This is a genomic window from Campylobacter sp. RM6914 (assembly GCF_004803835.1).
Lineage (GTDB): Bacteria > Campylobacterota > Campylobacteria > Campylobacterales > Campylobacteraceae > Campylobacter_A > Campylobacter_A californiensis.
Genome location: NZ_CP012545.1, coordinates 1,557,076 through 1,572,209 on the forward strand (window position 1 = coordinate 1,557,076; position 15,134 = coordinate 1,572,209).

The following is a 15,134-nucleotide window of genomic DNA, read 5'->3' on the forward strand; positions in this document are numbered from 1 at the left end:
TTTCTGACAAAGTAATCAAAAAAGTATCAAATCCAATTTGAGACAGTCTTAAACCTTAAAAGGCATTATAAAGAATTTAAAAATGGAGACGAGGCTTAAATTTAAGCCCCTTTTCTCCTAAAAGGCAAGTGCTAAATGGTACTAAATTCTTCCCAATGTATTTTAGACTTAACTGTAGGCATTTTAGTTTTATACGGCTTGCGTCCAAGTGCCGCTTGTGCGGGAGTTTGCACGCTTTGGTCTATCACAGGAGCTTCTACGCCTTGCATGGAGCGCTCTAAAGCCATAAATGTCTCTAAGATCACAGCAAAAAATTTAAAGAATTTAGCCTTTTCATGCTCTAATATCATCTGTGTAAATTCATCTACAAAGCCGTTTATCACGCGCACAAAAAGTTCATCAGCAAAACTCTCTTTGTTGCTACTATCAGCTTCATCGCGTAAAAATGTCATCATAAGGAAAAATACAAATCCAACAAAATCCTCACTATCAGGGCATCTTAAAAGATCGCGTCTATACTCGCTTTTCTTTAAAATTTCTATCACTCTAAGTCTAGCAGCACCCTCATCCCTGCCCTCTTCATAAAAGCTAACGCTTAAAGGCACGTTTACATAACTTAGGTCAAAAAGTACTGAATTTTGCTCGTCCTTAAATTCATCAAAGCTTATCTTTTTTAGCTCATTAAATGCGTCTTCACACTCTTTTGAGAGTGGATTTTTAGCTAGTTCATTTAGCTGCTCTTGCCAAATTTTAAATTTCTTATCGTTTTCATAGAAAAAAAACGGCATAGCAAAAAATTCGTAGTAATACGACCTAGCTTTTAAGATATCTATGTTTTTATTCATAAATTTTTCCTTCGTGGGCTGCTGCGATCTGCGCTTTTATCATCACTTTAGCTTTACAGTCGCTACAGCAATAAAGCGTCTTTATCTTGTCGGGTTGATTAGCAAAACGTGGGGTCATAAGCGCTGCGATCTTCTCAACTGCTTTTTTAGTAGCAAATTCTTTACCGCACTCTACACACTTAAATAGCTCATCCTTTGCAAGCTCACTATACTCAAAGGTTTTTGGCGCAAGCTCGATCTTGCCACGTTTTAGCACGATAGTGTCCTTTTCGGCACAGCTTACCTCGCAATACCCGCAAGCCGTGCAAATGCTTGGGTTAAATTTTATAGAGTTATCAGATTTATCGGCGATAAGCGCATTTACGTTACAAGCGCCTACACAACTTAGACAAAGCGTGCACGTATCGCGGTTTATCTCGACAGCACCATACTCTATCGCATCATCGGCATATACCGTGCCTAAAGTATCCTCGCCTACTAAAGCTTGCAGACGATTAGCAAAAATTTCACGTTTAGCAAGAGCGTATTCGCTTACGCTTTGCTCGCTACCTTGGATAAATTTCGCCTTTTCTAAAGCGCTTTTTAACTCATCTTGGTTTTTAGCTACATAAACGGCTTTTTCTTTAAATTTTAGCTCGTAAATTTGGTTTAGCATGTCAACCGCAGAATTTAACGCCCTACTTCTTACGTTTGAGTAGATTATCAAATTTGCTCCGCTTTCTTGAAGCAGGGTTAAAAGATGTGTATGACTTAAGAATTTATCCGCTTCTACGGCAAACGGAACTACGTTTTGCGGTAGTGATATGTTTAAATTTTCAAGTAACATAGAGCGAGGGATGATTAAGGGAATTTTACCTTTATACATGCGAGCTAGCTCTATAAACGCCATGCGTGGCATAACAGAGTAGTCGATAGCGCCACTAGGGCATATACTCACACACTCTCCGCAGTTTGTGCAGTCGATATGTGAAAACACGAGATGTTTTTTCTCGTCCTCTTTTAGTATCGCTACCGTTGGACAGGCGTCGGCACATTTGGCGCAAATTTCAGATCTTCTCTCATGATACTGACATATACTTGAGTCGTAGTTTATAAAGCTTTTGTAAGGATAGTTTGGTGTGTGTGAAGTAAGAAAGTCTAAAATTTCATCATCGTTTTTACCTGATATCTCCATACAGCCACTTTGCTTAAGCATGTAGTCACGGGCATTTTCTACTAAGAAAAAGTCGCACTCTATATCAAACTCTCCCTCTTCTTTAAGCACGATAGCATTTAGTTCTCCAACCGCACCATATACAAATTTGATCTCAAAATGTGCAAGTTCGATAACCTTAAAGTCATTTTGTCTTAGTTTATTTGCCAGAGCTTCGCGTCCTGCGTTGCTTACGATTATGACGTTTTTACCGACTTTTTTGTCATAGTCGATATCCTTTGCCATATCAAAACAAGTCGCTCTAGCCTCATAAAGCATAAGTGTGTTTTTAGCCTTATCAAGCACACTATCGGTTGAATTTTTTATATAAAAGTCTATCTCGGGTGCGATTATATCGGCGTTTAGCCTTGATGAATTTGCTACTAAAAAGTGAGCATTTTCGTCTTTTGTGATCTCAATCTGCTCATTTAGCATAATACTTTCGTCTGTTTGGTTATAAAAACCGAATTCTTTCATGTTTTCGCCTTAAAATTTGAAAATTATCAAAATACTACTCTTTTTGTCTTTAAATAACAGTTAAGTTCAGAATTTAAAAATTTGATTTGATTTTATGAGGATAATGGCAATATCTGATATGATATAATTATCAAAACAAAAGGACAACCATGCAAACTACAAAAGAGAATATCCTAGAATATTTAAAAGAATTAAAGCCTACACTAGCAAAAGACGGTATAAAAAAAATAGGGCTTTTTGGAAGCTACGCAAAAGATGAAGTAGAAACAAACTCAGATATTGACATAGTTGTGCTTGTAAATAAACAAATGTTAGTTAAAAAGGGCGCATTTAAAACAGCTGGATATTTTAATGCCCTAAAAGATAAAATCTCAAATAAATTTAACAAATCAGTTGATCTATGTAGCATTTTTTCTCAAGAAAATTTGGATAGAAATAAGGATTTTTTCAAAGGAGCCATCTATGTATGACAAAACTATAAGACGCCTAAATAAAATCATATAAACGATAGAGCATATATGTAAACTATGTTATGTGATGAAAAAGTAGCATAATAAACGCTCTTGAGGACGAGTATCTATATCGCCCCGCCATTATGAAGCTTTTTGACTATATGTATGAGATAGCCGACAAGATCAGTAAAACAAACGATTATCAAATATTAAACGAGCTTTTAAAGGATGATATCAAAGGATTACGCGATGTAAGAAATTTCTCTGCTCATGATTATGAAGGCATAGATCTGTTTTTGATAGAGCATACCATAAAAGATGATCTGCCAAGATTTAAGAAAAACATAAAAGAAAGTATAAAAAAGCTAGGATAAAAGAGATATCCCCCGCGGGTGCGAGGGATATGGGAGCGCCTAAAATTATTGAAGTAATTTAAGCACGTTTTGTTGAACGCTGTTTGCTTGGCTCATAGCGTAAGCGCCTGATTGTGCCAAGATGTTGTATTTAGAGAAGTTTGCACTCTCTGCAGCGAAGTCAACGTCTCTGATCTGGCTTTCTGCTGATTTAACGTTTACTTGAGTTACTGTGATGTTATTTACAGTAGATACAAGTTGGTTTTGAACAGAACCAAGGTCAGAGCGGATAAGGTCAAGTGTTTTTTGAGCACTTTCAGCGATATCCATAACAGCCATAGCACCGCGTAAAGTCATAACGCCTGCTGCTTGGTTAGATGTTAGAGCGTTGCCAGACATTCTGTGAAAGCCCATAGCGGCAGCTATAGTTTTATCTATCTGACCGCGAACATCACGTAGAGCGACAGAGGCTTGAGCACCACCATTACTATTTGGCTTGCCTGCACTATAAGCAACAGATAGACCTAGCATTGTGCCAGCACCTGCAGCGCTTTTTAGGTTAATATCTCTACCGTCAAGTTTAACAAGGTTTAGTCTTCCAACAAACATAGTTGATAAGGCAGAGCCAGCTTTTGCTGCATCTTCGCCTTTACCACCATAACCAAATACAGTAGATATATTATTTGCAGCAGTTGTCTCATCTTTTGCATATTCAACTTTCATAGCACGACCGTCACGGCTTGTTAAAACAAGTTTGCCTTTATCTAGTGAGGCCTCTACGCCTGTTTGGTCTTTTACGGCATTGATAGCATTTATCAAAGTGCCGTTAGCATCGTTTGCTTGAACAGTCAAGTCGCCTATAATGATACCATTTATCTTAAGGTCTTTTAAAGATCCGGCAGCTACAGCAGTCTTGCCATTCCATGTAGTATCATAAGTAGCGCGAACGCCTGTTTGGTCTGATACTTTGTTGATGTTTTCAGCTAGAGCGCCAAGACCTTTACCTATGCCAGTAGAGATAATGGCAGACTGAACTTTTACGTTATTTACACCATCAACATTTACGAAAGTTATACTTACAGCACCTGCTCCTGTAGCAGAAAGAAGTTTAGAGCTCTCAAAGCGAGTTAGGCCTATCTTGTCAGATGTAGTAGCACCGATACTTGCTTTAACGGTTTGGTTAGAGTAAGCGCCTATTTGGAATTCTTTGTTAGAGAATGTTCCGTTTAGAAGCTGTTGACCGTTGAAAGAAGTTGTGTTGCCGATGTTATCTAGCTCTTCCATAAGGCGAACGATATCAGCTTGTAGTGCTTGACGAGACTGAGTAGTTTGACCGTCTTGAGCTGACTGAGTAGCTTTAACTTTGATAGTGTCAAGAATTTTTAGCTGCTCGTCCATAGCTTTATCAGCTACTTGGATGATACCGATAGCGTCGTTACCGTTTGCGATAGCTTGACCAAGGGCGCTAGCTTGGCTTCTAAGGCTGTCTGCGATAGCAAGACCTGAAGCGTCGTCAGCTGCTGTTTGGATCCTAAGACCGGAACTTAGCTTGCCTAAAGAGCCTGAAAGGTCTCTGTTGTTGCTAACTGCATTTGCGTGCGAATTTAACGCGTTGATGTTAGTGTTAATACGAAAACTCATTGTAAATCCTTTTGTTTTATTTAACGACATCATGTCGTATGAAAACTATATCGGAAGAAGTAAAAAAAAGTTTAGGGGTAAAAAGTAAAAAATAAAATTTCATATAAATTTGAGATCTTTTATCTTTACATATTAGTATAGTGTTAAATTTTTCTGCTACAATTACGTCAAAAATTTTCAAAAAAGGCTACAAATGAAAAATCTAATCATTGTAGAGTCACCCGCAAAAGCAAGAACTATAAAGAATTTTTTAGGCAAAGACTACGATGTTATCGCTTCAAAAGGACATATAAGAGATCTTCCTAAAACAAGCTTTGGCATAAAGATAGAAAATGATGAATTTAAACCAGAATACCGTGTAAGCATGGATCACTCAAAGATAGTAAAAGAGATAAAAGAACTAGCCAAAAATGCCGATAAGATATATCTAGCAACGGATGAGGATAGAGAGGGAGAGGCGATCGCCTTTCATATCGCAAACGCTATCGGCAAAGAGGCGACTTCACTACCTCGCATAGTCTTTCACGAGATAACTAAAAGTGCGATAGATACGGCACTGGCAAATCCAAGAACTATAAACATGGACAGTGTAAATGCGCAACAAACCAGACGTCTTTTAGACCGTATAGTCGGATACAAGCTAAGTCCTCTTTTAAATTTAAAGATACAAAAAGGGCTAAGCGCGGGTCGCGTGCAAAGTGCCGCACTTAAAATCATAGTCGATAGAGAAAGAGAGATAAGAGCATTTAAGCCCGTAGAATACTACAGCATAGATACGATGTTTAAAAAAGATCTTGAAGCGGAACTGATCAAATTTGAAGACCAAAAGATCGAAAAACTAACCATAACAAACCCGGATCGCGCAAAATACATAGTGCAAAATTTAGCAAATGAAAAATTTAGCGTAAGAAATATAGAAAGCAAAGACAGAAAAACGCAACCAAGTCCGCCGTTCATGACCTCAACACTTCAACAAAGCGCATCAAACGCACTTGGCTTTAGCCCTAAAAAAACAATGATGATAGCGCAAAATTTATACGAGGGTGTGCAAACTCATGAGGGCTTTATGGGTGCGATAACCTACATGAGAACAGACAGCCTAAACCTTGCAAAAGAGGCTATAGAGGCCGCAAGAGAGAGGATAATAAGCGAATACGGAGAAAAATATCTGCCAAGCAAGCCCGTGCTTTACGCAACAAGCTCAAAGGGAGCACAAGAGGCTCACGAGGCGATAAGACCTACAAATTTAGACTTTACACCGCAAATCGCAGCGAAATTTCTTGAAAAAGACGCGCTTAGGCTTTATACACTTATATACAACCGCTTCTTGGCGTGTCAGATGAGCGCTTGCATAAGCCAAACACAAAACATATACGTCGCAAGCCAAAAAGGGGAATTTAAGATAAGCGGAAGAAAGGTGCTTTTTGATGGATTTTATAAAGCTTACGGCGACATGGATAAGGATAAAATTTTACCAAACGTAAATGTCGGCGATGAGATGAGCTTGCAAAGCATAAAAGAGGAGCAGCACTTTACTGAGCCTCCCGCAAGATACTCTGAAGCTGGACTTATCAAAAAGCTTGAAAGCCTTGGCATAGGAAGACCAAGTACCTATGCGCCGACCATATCACTACTAACATCGCGCGAATACGTAAAGATCGAGAAAAAACAACTCGTACCTTGTGAAGTGGCGTTTAGTATGATAGGTGTTTTAGAGGAGCATTTTAGCAATATCGTAGATAGTGAATTTACTTCTCAACTAGAAGAAAAGCTTGACAAAATAGCCGAAAACGAAGCCGACTGGCAAAGAGTGCTAAGCGAGTTTTATCATCCTTTTATGGATAAAATTTCAAGCGGTAAAACAAATATAAAGAGCCTAAAAGTAACTGTCGCTATCGGAGAAAAATGCCCAGAGTGCGGTGGAGAGCTGGTAAAACGCAAAGGACGATACGGAGAGTTTATCGCGTGCGGAAATTTCCCAAAATGCAAATATTCAAGAAATATAAAAACACAAACAACCAATGAACAAACGACTAATGATCAAAAGCCAAAAAGAGAGCTTAAAAAGCTTGAAGTCCCATGTCCAAAATGCGGCGGCGAAATAGTCGAGAGATTTTCAAGGCGAGGGAAATTTTACGGATGTGGCAACTATCCAAAATGCGACTTTATAAGCAACTATGAGCCAGTAGCTCAAAAATGCGACGAGTGCGGCGGAGATATGGTAAAAAAAGAGCTCAAAAAAGGGACTTTTCACGAATGCACAAAATGCAAAAAAAAGGTGCAAGTATCAGACGCAGAGTGAAAATTCTATTTATAAAATGATAAAAGTCGGTATCATTTCAGACACTCACCAAAAAAGTAAAATCGCCCGTGAGGCGATAGAAATTTTAAAAACGCAAGGTGCTAGCTTGTTGCTTCACGCAGGAGATATCGAACAGATACAAACGCTTGAAGATATGAGGGATAGCAAAGTTAAATACATAGCAGTTTTAGGAAACAACGACTGGCATTTAAAATCCGAGTGCGATAAATTTGAGCTTTTTAACGAGCCGTATAAATTTGAATTTAAAGGCATAAATTTTAAGCTCATGCACCATCCTAGGTTTTTAGAAGCTGATAGCGATGTGATAGTATTTGGTCATACGCATAGCTTTACGATAGGGACTAAAGACGGTTGTCTTTTTATAAATCCCGGTGAAATTTGTGGAAGAAAATTTGAAAATTTTACATTTGCAATGTTGGAATTTAAAGATAATAGTCCAAAGGTATATAAATTTATAAAAGCGCCAAACGAGGCGGAATTTAAAAAGATAGAGGTTACAATTCAAGAGTTTTGACAGATCAAAAAACTCAAGATAAGTTATAAAAAGGGGAATTTGATGAAAACTATAATGCTATGCGCTATCTGCTCGGTAAGCTCGGGCAACTGCTCCGAGGACTGTGCCTACTGCACCCAAAGTGCAAAAATAGACGCAAGTATAGAAAAATACAAGATAAAAACAGTTGAGCAAGTCGTAACGGAAGCTAAAATGGCAGCAGCAAATCACGCGCTTGGCTTTTGTTTAGTAACCAGCGGTGCTAGGCTAAATGATAAAAAAACCGAAGAGATCGCGCGTATTGCAAGAGCCGTTAGCAAGGAAGTGCCACAACTCATGCTTATAGCTTGCAACGGCATGGCAAGCCTAGATCAGCTTAAAGAACTTAAAAATGCCGGCGTTTTTAGCTATAACCACAACCTTGAAACATCGCGTGAATTTTTTCCAAAAATTTGCTCTACACATAGCTGGGACGAGAGATGGCAGACAAATTTATATGCCAAAGAGGCTGGACTTGAGCTATGCACGGGAGGAATTTACGGTATCGGCGAAAGCCAAGAGGATAGAACAAGCTTTAGAAAAAGTTTGTGTGAGCTTAAGCCTTTTTCAAGTCCGATAAATTTCTTCATACAAAACGAGGCACTAAAGATAAAACAACCGCGTCTTAGCGTAGAAGAGGCACTAAAGATAGTTGACGACACGGTAAAGGCACTCCCTGGAGTTCGCATAATGATAGCCGGAGGAAGAGAGGCGGTTTTAGGCGATAGACAATATGAAATTTTTGATCACGGCGTATCGGCTGTAGTCATAGGCGACTATCTAACAACAAAAGGCGAAGTCGCAAGTCGCGATATCGAAAAATTCAAAAAAATGGGCTTTAGCTTCGCTACAAAATGCCATTAAATTTAGGAACTATACTTGCAAACAGACGGAACAAATGAGCTTGGCATACTTGTAACTTTAGCTTTTATTATATTTGCCTCGCCGTATTTTTCAAGAATTTTACGCATACCTATAGCACCTATAGAGATCACGCTTGGCGCCGTGGTTGGGTATTTTGGATTTATCGGGGAGAATGAAATTTTTAAGCTCATCAGCGAGGTCGGCTTTTTCTTTTTGATGTTTTTAGCAGGTATGGAGATCGATCTTAGAATGCTTATAAACGCAGATAGAAAAATTTTAAAACTAGGGATGATCTATATCTCTTTGCTTTATATCTTCTCTGCGATACTGACATTTAGTTTTAACCTAACTCCGCTTTTTATCATCATAATCCCACTCATGGCGGTCGGCATGATATTTACACTCTTTAAAGAGTATGGCAAGGATAGGGAGTGGCTAAATTTAAGCATGCTTATCGCCGCTATCGGGGAGTTAGTAAGTATCGTGCTTTTAACCTTTGCGGCGGCTTATTTGCAGTTTGGTGCAGGTCTTGAGCTTTGGGTAACGATATCATATCTTATAATATTTCTTGTGCTTAGCGTGCTTGGCTTTAAATTTCTTAATGTTTTATTTTGGTGGTATCCAAGCATAAAACTCCTACTTATGCCACACTACGATAAGGACGAGAAGGACATACGTTTAAGTATCGCGGTGTTTTTTGTGATGATAGCGCTTATGGTCTATCTACATCTTGAAGTTGCCTTTGGCGCATTTATAGCGGGTATGTTTATCACGACATTTTTTGACCATAAGAAGGATCTGCCACATAAATTAGCAAGCTTTGGATTTGGGTTTTTAGTGCCTACATTTTTTGTGTATATAGGCTCGACGTTTAAGCTAAACAACCTTTTTATCCCAGAAGTGATAAACAACGCCGCTTTCATCGTTGTTTCGATGATAGGCTGCAGGCTTTTGGCTAGTTTAGTGTTTTTAAATATCTTAAAACTTAAAAACACCGTCCTTTACGCACTTAGTCACTCGATGCCGCTAACACTTTTAATCGCAGTTGCTACCATAGCATACAAAACAGGCAATATAGATAAAAATTTTTACTCCTCTTTCATACTAGCAAGCCTAACACAAGCTATAATATCACTCATAAGTATTAAAATTTTAATCAACATAAAACCTAAATTTAAAAAGGATAGATGATGGCAAATACAGCAACACTGACCGATAACCGCAATGGAAAAAGTTATGAGTTTCCTATCTTACAAGGAACAATGGGTCCGGATGTGATAGATATATCGACCCTTTTTTCTGACACGGGCATGTTTACCTTTGACCGTGGATACACCTCAACGGCGATGTGCAGATCGCAAATAACTTACATAGACGGTCTTAAGGGCGAGTTGATGTATAGAGGCTATGATATAGCGTATCTAGCCGAGCAAAAGACATTTCTTGATGTAGCTTATCTGCTTTTAAACAAAGAGCTTCCTAATCCCGATCAATACGCGGCTTTCAAACTAGAACTTAAAAAACGCTCGTTTATCCACGAGGGTATGTTAAAAATTTTTGACGCATTTCCTGACAAAGCACATCCGATGGCTATACTTCAGGCTTCAGTTTCGGCTCTATCGGCATTTTATTCAGACCACCTAAACATGGATAAACCTGAAGAGTATCACGAAATGGCTATGCGTATTATCGCTAAAATTCCGACTATCGCAGCATTTAGCTATCGCTACTCACGCGGTCTTCCTATCATATATCCAAATTTAGATCGCGGATTTACAGAGAATTTCTTGTATATGATGAGAAGCTACCCTTACGAGCACGTCGATCTAAAACCGATAGAAGTTAAAGCACTTGATACGGTGTTTAGCCTTCATGCTGACCACGAGCAAAATGCGTCTACTACGACAGTGCGAACTGTCGGATCAACCCATGCGCACCCTTATGCTTGTATCGCAGCCGGTATTGGCGCTCTATGGGGCTGGGCTCACGGGGGAGCAAATGAAGGTGTTATACGCCAACTTGAAGAGATAGGATCGGTTGATAAGGTAGATCACTATATCGCAAGAGCTAAAGACAAAAACGATCCATTTAGGCTTATGGGATTTGGGCACAGGGTGTATAAAAACTTCGATCCAAGAGCAAAGGTGCTTAAAAAGATGCGAGACCAGCTAATTGATGAGATCGGTATCAACTCAGAGCTCATCAAGGTCGCAAACCGCATAGAAGAGATAGCTCTAAATGATGATTACTTCGTATCTCGCAACCTATATCCAAATGTTGATTTTCACTCAGGACTGATCCTAAAAGCACTTGGAATTCCAAATGATATGTTTGCAGTTATCTTTGTCATCGGCAGAACTCCTGGTTGGATAAGTCAGTGGATAGAACTAAAAGAGCAAGACACGATAAAAATAGTTCGTCCAAGACAACTTTATGTCGGGGAGACAAACCGAACTCCAAAATGCTAGAAAATTTAATAACCCTAGCCAAAAAAGCGGCACTTGCGGGCGGAGCGGAAATTTTAAAACACTATGACGACTTTAGCGTCAGTATCAAATCCGACAACTCTCCAGTAACAAGTGCCGACTTAGCTTCAAACGAAATAATATGCAAAATTTTAGGTGAAAGCGACTTGCCGATATGCTCCGAAGAAAACGAGCTAAAAGATACCGACTTAAAGAAATTTTGGCTTATAGATCCACTTGACGGAACAAAAGAATTTATCGATAAAAACGGCAACTTTTGCGTATGTATCGCACTTATCGAAAATTTACGACCCTCTATCGGGGTTATTTATATACCAACTAGCGATGAACTTTTTTACGCAAGCAGACTGGGAGCTTTTAAGCAAACAAAAAACGGAGTAGTAAATTTAAACAAAGAGCGTCAAAATGGCGGCGATCTAGTGCTTTTTAACACTCGCAACCAAAACAAAGCTCTAACAACCGTCATCTCAAAGCTAAATTTAAAAAGCAAGGATGTCGGCTCCGCGATAAAATTTTGTCGTCTTGCAGAAGGCAGCGCTGGAGTTTATATGAGATTTAGCCCATGTAGTATTTGGGATATAGCCGCAGGAGACGCACTGATAGAATTTAGCGGTGGGGTGATGTGCCAAGCCTATGACGGCAAAGATATAAAATACAACCTAAACAGCCTATCAAGTCCCCACTTTATCGCCCTTAGCAAAGAAAAAGCCCCTATCCTACAAAAGACACTTAGTATCATAGAAAACGAGAAAAAGTAACAACTCGCCACCTAGTCTGTGATATTATGATAAAATCACATAAAACTTTTGTGGGAGCATTCATGATACCTTACAGCAGACAACAAATCACAAGCGATGACATCACCGCAGTTACCGAAGCGCTAAAAGGCGACTTTCTAACAGGCGGGGCAAGAGTAGATGAGTTTGAGACGGCACTTCAAAACTACACTGGAATTAAGCATGTTATCGTGATGAATTCCGCTACTTCCGCACTTCACGTGGGGTATTTGGCTCTTGGACTAAAGGCGGGCGATGAAGTGATAACTACGCCTATAACATTTGCGGCAACAGCAAATGCGTCACTAATGTGCGGTGCAAACGTGAAATTTTGCGATGTGAAATTTGACGGAAATATCGATGAGAAAAAATTATCAGAGCTAATCAGCCCAAAGACGAAAGTGATAACGCCTGTTGATTTTGGTGGAAACGGCGTAGAGATAGAAGAGATAATTAAAATCGCCAAAAAGCACGGTATAAAGGTGCTTGACGACGCTTCACACGCACTAGGGAGCCAGATAAATGGCGTAAAAATAGGCAATCACGCAGACGCGACCGTCTTTAGCTTCCACGCTATTAAGCCCATAACCACCTTTGAAGGCGGCGCACTAGCCACAAACGATGATGAGATCGCACGTCTTGCTAGGCTTTACCGCTCACACGGTATCAGCAAAAAGCGCCTTTGGGATAGCGATATGAGCCATCTTGGATACAACTATCGCCTAAGCGACGTTGCGTGCGCCTTGGGCACGAGCCAGCTAAAAAGGCTTGACGAGATGATAGAGGTGCGTGAGAAGATCGCTAAATTTTACGATGAGAAATTTGAGAAAAACCCGTATTTTAGCACGATTAAGATCGCCGAAAACAAAAAGAGCGCACGCCACCTTTATCCGATTTTGCTATTTTCAAATTTTTGGTGCGCTAAAGAGGATATTTTTGAGGAGCTTCACAGGCGCGGTATCGGCGTGCAGGTGCATTACAAGCCGACATATCAGTTTAGCTTCTATAAGCAAATTTACGGCGAAATGGCTCTAAAAGTTGCGGAGGACTTTTATAGAGCAGAGCTTAGCTTGCCGTGCCACCAATCGATGAGTATGCAAGATGCCCGATTCGTCGCTACAAATTTGCTCGAAGTTCTAGCCAAATTTGACACTTCAAAAGAGTGTGGAGTTTAAAATGAAAAGCCTTTGTGTCATCCCGGCTCGCGGCGGAAGCAAGCGAATCCCGCATAAAAATATCAAGGTTTTTCTAGGCAAACCGCTCATCGCATACAGCATCGAAGCGGCGATAAATTCGGGCGTTTTTGATGAGATAATAGTAAGCACCGATGATGAAGCTATTGCCAAAGTCGCAAGGGAATTTGGCGCAAAGACGCCATTTATGAGAGAGCCAAAACTTAGCGACGACTACGCAACAACAAGTGCGGTGATAAAAGACGCTTGTATGAAAATGGGTGAAGAATTTAAGTGCATTTGCTGTCTTTACGCTACAGCTCCGCTTTTAACGGGTGAAATTTTAAAGCAAGCGCACACAAAATTTATAGGCGAAAATCCGGAGTTTTTATTCTCGGCTTGTGAGTTTTCCTTTCCTATCCAGCGCGCGATAAAGCTTGATGAAAATGGACGCGTGAGTATGTTTTATCCGCAGCACCTAAAAACTCGCTCGCAAGACTTAGAGCGTGCTTATCACGATGCGGGGCAGTTTTACTTCGGGCGGCGTGAGGCGTGGCTGGAAGATAAGGCGATATTTGCACCGCATTCACAGGCGTTTGTTTTAGAGCGAAATTTAGTCTGCGATATCGATACGATGGATGATTTTGAATTTGCTAAAAAGCTTTATAAAATAAACTATGTTTGAAAAACTCTCACACCTAAAAACACTTATTAGAGCCGATAGTAGCGCTGCTATCGGGCACGGGCACATTAGACGCGATTTGGTGCTGGCAAGCCATTTTAAGAATATTAGCTTCGCATGCGTGCGACTAAATGGCGATATCTTTGATGAGATAAATTGCCCCAAATTTGAGCTTGAAAGTCCTGATATAAAACACCTTATAAATTTAATAAATGAGCAAAAATTTAAGCTTCTTATCATCGACCACTACGGCATAAACGCAAAAGATGAGAAGCAAATAAAAGAGCAAACGGGAGTTAAAATTTTAAGCTTTGACGATGAGTACAAGGAGCATTTTTGCGATATTTTACTAAATGTTAATACTTTTGCCGACCCACAAAGATACGAAGCTCTCGTGCCAAGGGAGTGTGAAATTTGTTGCGGTGAAAATTTTATGCTTGTTCGTGATGAATTCTACAAGGAGCGTGAAATAAAACGTGAGAAAAAATTTGACTTTTTCATCGCATTTGGTGGAAGCGACGTGATGGATCTTAGCTTTAAAACCGCTCAAATTTTGCTTAATAAAGGGCGCAAAATTGCCGTTATCACGACATCTGCAAATCCAAATTTAAACGCACTTAAAGAGCTAGCTAAAAAAAACTCAAATTTAAGCCTTTTTATAAATTCAAAGCAGATCGCAAGGTTTATGAATGAAAGCCATGAACTAATAATTTCGGCAAGCTCTTTTGTCAATGAGGCCTTAGTTTTGGGCGCAAAATTTAGCGCCGTAAAGGTCGCCCAAAATCAAGATGAGATCTACAAATGGCTCGTTAAAAAAGGCTTTAAAGCTTTTAGCGGAGAAGAGATATGCAAGAAATTAGCCTGATAAATTTTACCGATCTAAATGAGCAAGAAAGGATGATGATCCTAGCTTGGCGAAACGATGAGCGAGTGGCTAAATTTATGAAAAACAGAAGCGTTAGCCAAGAGGAACATTTGAAATTTATAGAAAGCTTAAAAGAACGCGGGGATAAGCGGTATTTTTTGGTAAAAGAGGGTGAAATTTATATCGGCGTGATAGATTTCATAGATATCACAAAAGACTCTTGCGAATTTGGAATTTACGCCAACCCCAAGCTTAAAGGCAAGGGTCAAATTTTAATGCAAACTATTATAGATTACGCCACCAAAGCACTTAAAATCAAAGAGCTAAAATCGTGCGCTTACAACGAAAATGAAAAGGCGACTAATCTATACCGCAAATTTGGCTTTGAAATTTATGATAAAGATGAGCAAATGAGCTATATGTCGCTATATTTAAATTTGGCGTAAATTTACCACATAAACTCATATGCTCTGA

Annotated in this window: 15 protein-coding genes; 12 read left to right on the forward strand and 3 right to left on the reverse strand. The window is 39.5% G+C overall.

Annotation, left to right across the window (positions count from 1 at the left end):
- Nucleotides 1–131 precede the first annotated feature (131 nt).
- Together CCAL_RS08035 and CCAL_RS08040 are read right to left on the reverse strand one after the other, a co-directional pair.
- Complete coding sequence (locus tag CCAL_RS08035) at nt 132–845, reverse strand: formate dehydrogenase-specific chaperone (protein WP_170015873.1); 714 nt, start codon at nt 843–845, stop codon at nt 132–134.
- On the reverse strand, nt 838–2,514 hold the full coding sequence (locus tag CCAL_RS08040; RefSeq protein WP_170015875.1) for a 4Fe-4S binding protein: 1,677 nt from the start codon (nt 2,512–2,514) through the stop codon (nt 838–840). Before CCAL_RS08040 ends, CCAL_RS08035 begins: the two co-directional genes overlap by 8 nt.
- Nucleotides 2,515–2,663: 149 nt before the next feature.
- Between CCAL_RS08040 and CCAL_RS08045 the strand changes: the two genes are divergently transcribed.
- Both CCAL_RS08045 and CCAL_RS08050 read left to right on the forward strand, forming a co-directional pair.
- A complete protein-coding gene (locus CCAL_RS08045) occupies nt 2,664–2,984 on the forward strand; it encodes a nucleotidyltransferase family protein (protein WP_170015877.1) in 321 nt (106 codons plus the stop codon).
- A gap of 122 nt (nt 2,985–3,106) precedes the next feature.
- Complete coding sequence (locus CCAL_RS08050; protein WP_257792173.1) at nt 3,107–3,340, forward strand: HepT-like ribonuclease domain-containing protein; 234 nt, start codon at nt 3,107–3,109, stop codon at nt 3,338–3,340.
- A 45-nt stretch (nt 3,341–3,385) separates the two neighbouring features.
- On the opposite strand, the gene CCAL_RS08055 is transcribed toward CCAL_RS08050, so the two are convergent.
- On the reverse strand, nt 3,386–4,960 hold the full coding sequence (locus CCAL_RS08055) for a flagellin B (RefSeq protein ID WP_172285145.1): 1,575 nt from the start codon (nt 4,958–4,960) through the stop codon (nt 3,386–3,388).
- Nucleotides 4,961–5,153: 193 nt separating this feature from the next.
- On the opposite strand from CCAL_RS08055, the gene topA reads away from it, so the two are divergent.
- The 10 genes from topA to pseH all read left to right on the forward strand — a co-directional run bounded on the left by topA (nt 5,154) and on the right by pseH (nt 15,106).
- Nucleotides 5,154–7,262, forward strand: a complete 2,109-nt coding sequence (topA, locus tag CCAL_RS08060) for a type I DNA topoisomerase (protein ID WP_170015883.1) — start codon at nt 5,154–5,156, stop codon at nt 7,260–7,262.
- Between the two features lie 16 nt (nt 7,263–7,278).
- Nucleotides 7,279–7,797: a YfcE family phosphodiesterase gene (locus CCAL_RS08065; RefSeq protein ID WP_169936822.1), complete on the forward strand. Its 519-nt coding sequence runs from the start codon at nt 7,279–7,281 to the stop codon at nt 7,795–7,797.
- Nucleotides 7,798–7,839: 42 nt separating this feature from the next.
- Nucleotides 7,840–8,679 (forward strand): biotin synthase, encoded by an 840-nt coding sequence (locus CCAL_RS08070; protein ID WP_170015886.1) that lies wholly within the window; start codon nt 7,840–7,842, stop codon nt 8,677–8,679.
- 15 nt (nt 8,680–8,694) lie between these two features.
- The gene (locus tag CCAL_RS08075; protein WP_170015888.1) at nt 8,695–9,870 is read left to right on the forward strand and encodes a cation:proton antiporter; all 1,176 of its coding nucleotides are present in this window, start codon (nt 8,695–8,697) and stop codon (nt 9,868–9,870) included.
- Nucleotides 9,870–11,147: a citrate synthase gene (locus CCAL_RS08080; protein ID WP_169936828.1), complete on the forward strand. Its 1,278-nt coding sequence runs from the start codon at nt 9,870–9,872 to the stop codon at nt 11,145–11,147. Before CCAL_RS08075 ends, CCAL_RS08080 begins: the two co-directional genes overlap by 1 nt.
- Complete coding sequence (locus CCAL_RS08085; protein WP_170015890.1) at nt 11,141–11,923, forward strand: 3'(2'),5'-bisphosphate nucleotidase CysQ family protein; 783 nt, start codon at nt 11,141–11,143, stop codon at nt 11,921–11,923. The genes CCAL_RS08080 and CCAL_RS08085 overlap by 7 nt, the downstream gene beginning before the upstream one ends.
- 62 nt (nt 11,924–11,985) lie before the next feature.
- Nucleotides 11,986–13,116 (forward strand): UDP-4-amino-4,6-dideoxy-N-acetyl-beta-L-altrosamine transaminase, encoded by a 1,131-nt coding sequence (gene pseC, locus CCAL_RS08090; RefSeq protein ID WP_170015892.1) that lies wholly within the window; start codon nt 11,986–11,988, stop codon nt 13,114–13,116.
- A gap of 1 nt (nt 13,117) precedes the next feature.
- A complete protein-coding gene (pseF, locus tag CCAL_RS08095; protein WP_170015894.1) occupies nt 13,118–13,798 on the forward strand; it encodes a pseudaminic acid cytidylyltransferase in 681 nt (226 codons plus the stop codon).
- Nucleotides 13,791–14,660, forward strand: coding sequence for a UDP-2,4-diacetamido-2,4,6-trideoxy-beta-L-altropyranose hydrolase (gene pseG / locus CCAL_RS08100; protein WP_170015896.1), 870 nt, complete (start codon nt 13,791–13,793; stop codon nt 14,658–14,660). Before pseF ends, pseG begins: the two co-directional genes overlap by 8 nt.
- Nucleotides 14,642–15,106 carry a UDP-4-amino-4,6-dideoxy-N-acetyl-beta-L-altrosamine N-acetyltransferase gene (pseH, locus tag CCAL_RS08105; RefSeq protein ID WP_169936838.1) on the forward strand — a complete coding sequence of 155 codons (465 nt, stop codon included), beginning with the start codon at nt 14,642–14,644 and terminating at the stop codon, nt 15,104–15,106. Before pseG ends, pseH begins: the two co-directional genes overlap by 19 nt.
- The last annotated feature ends 28 nt before the right edge of the window (nt 15,107–15,134 follow it).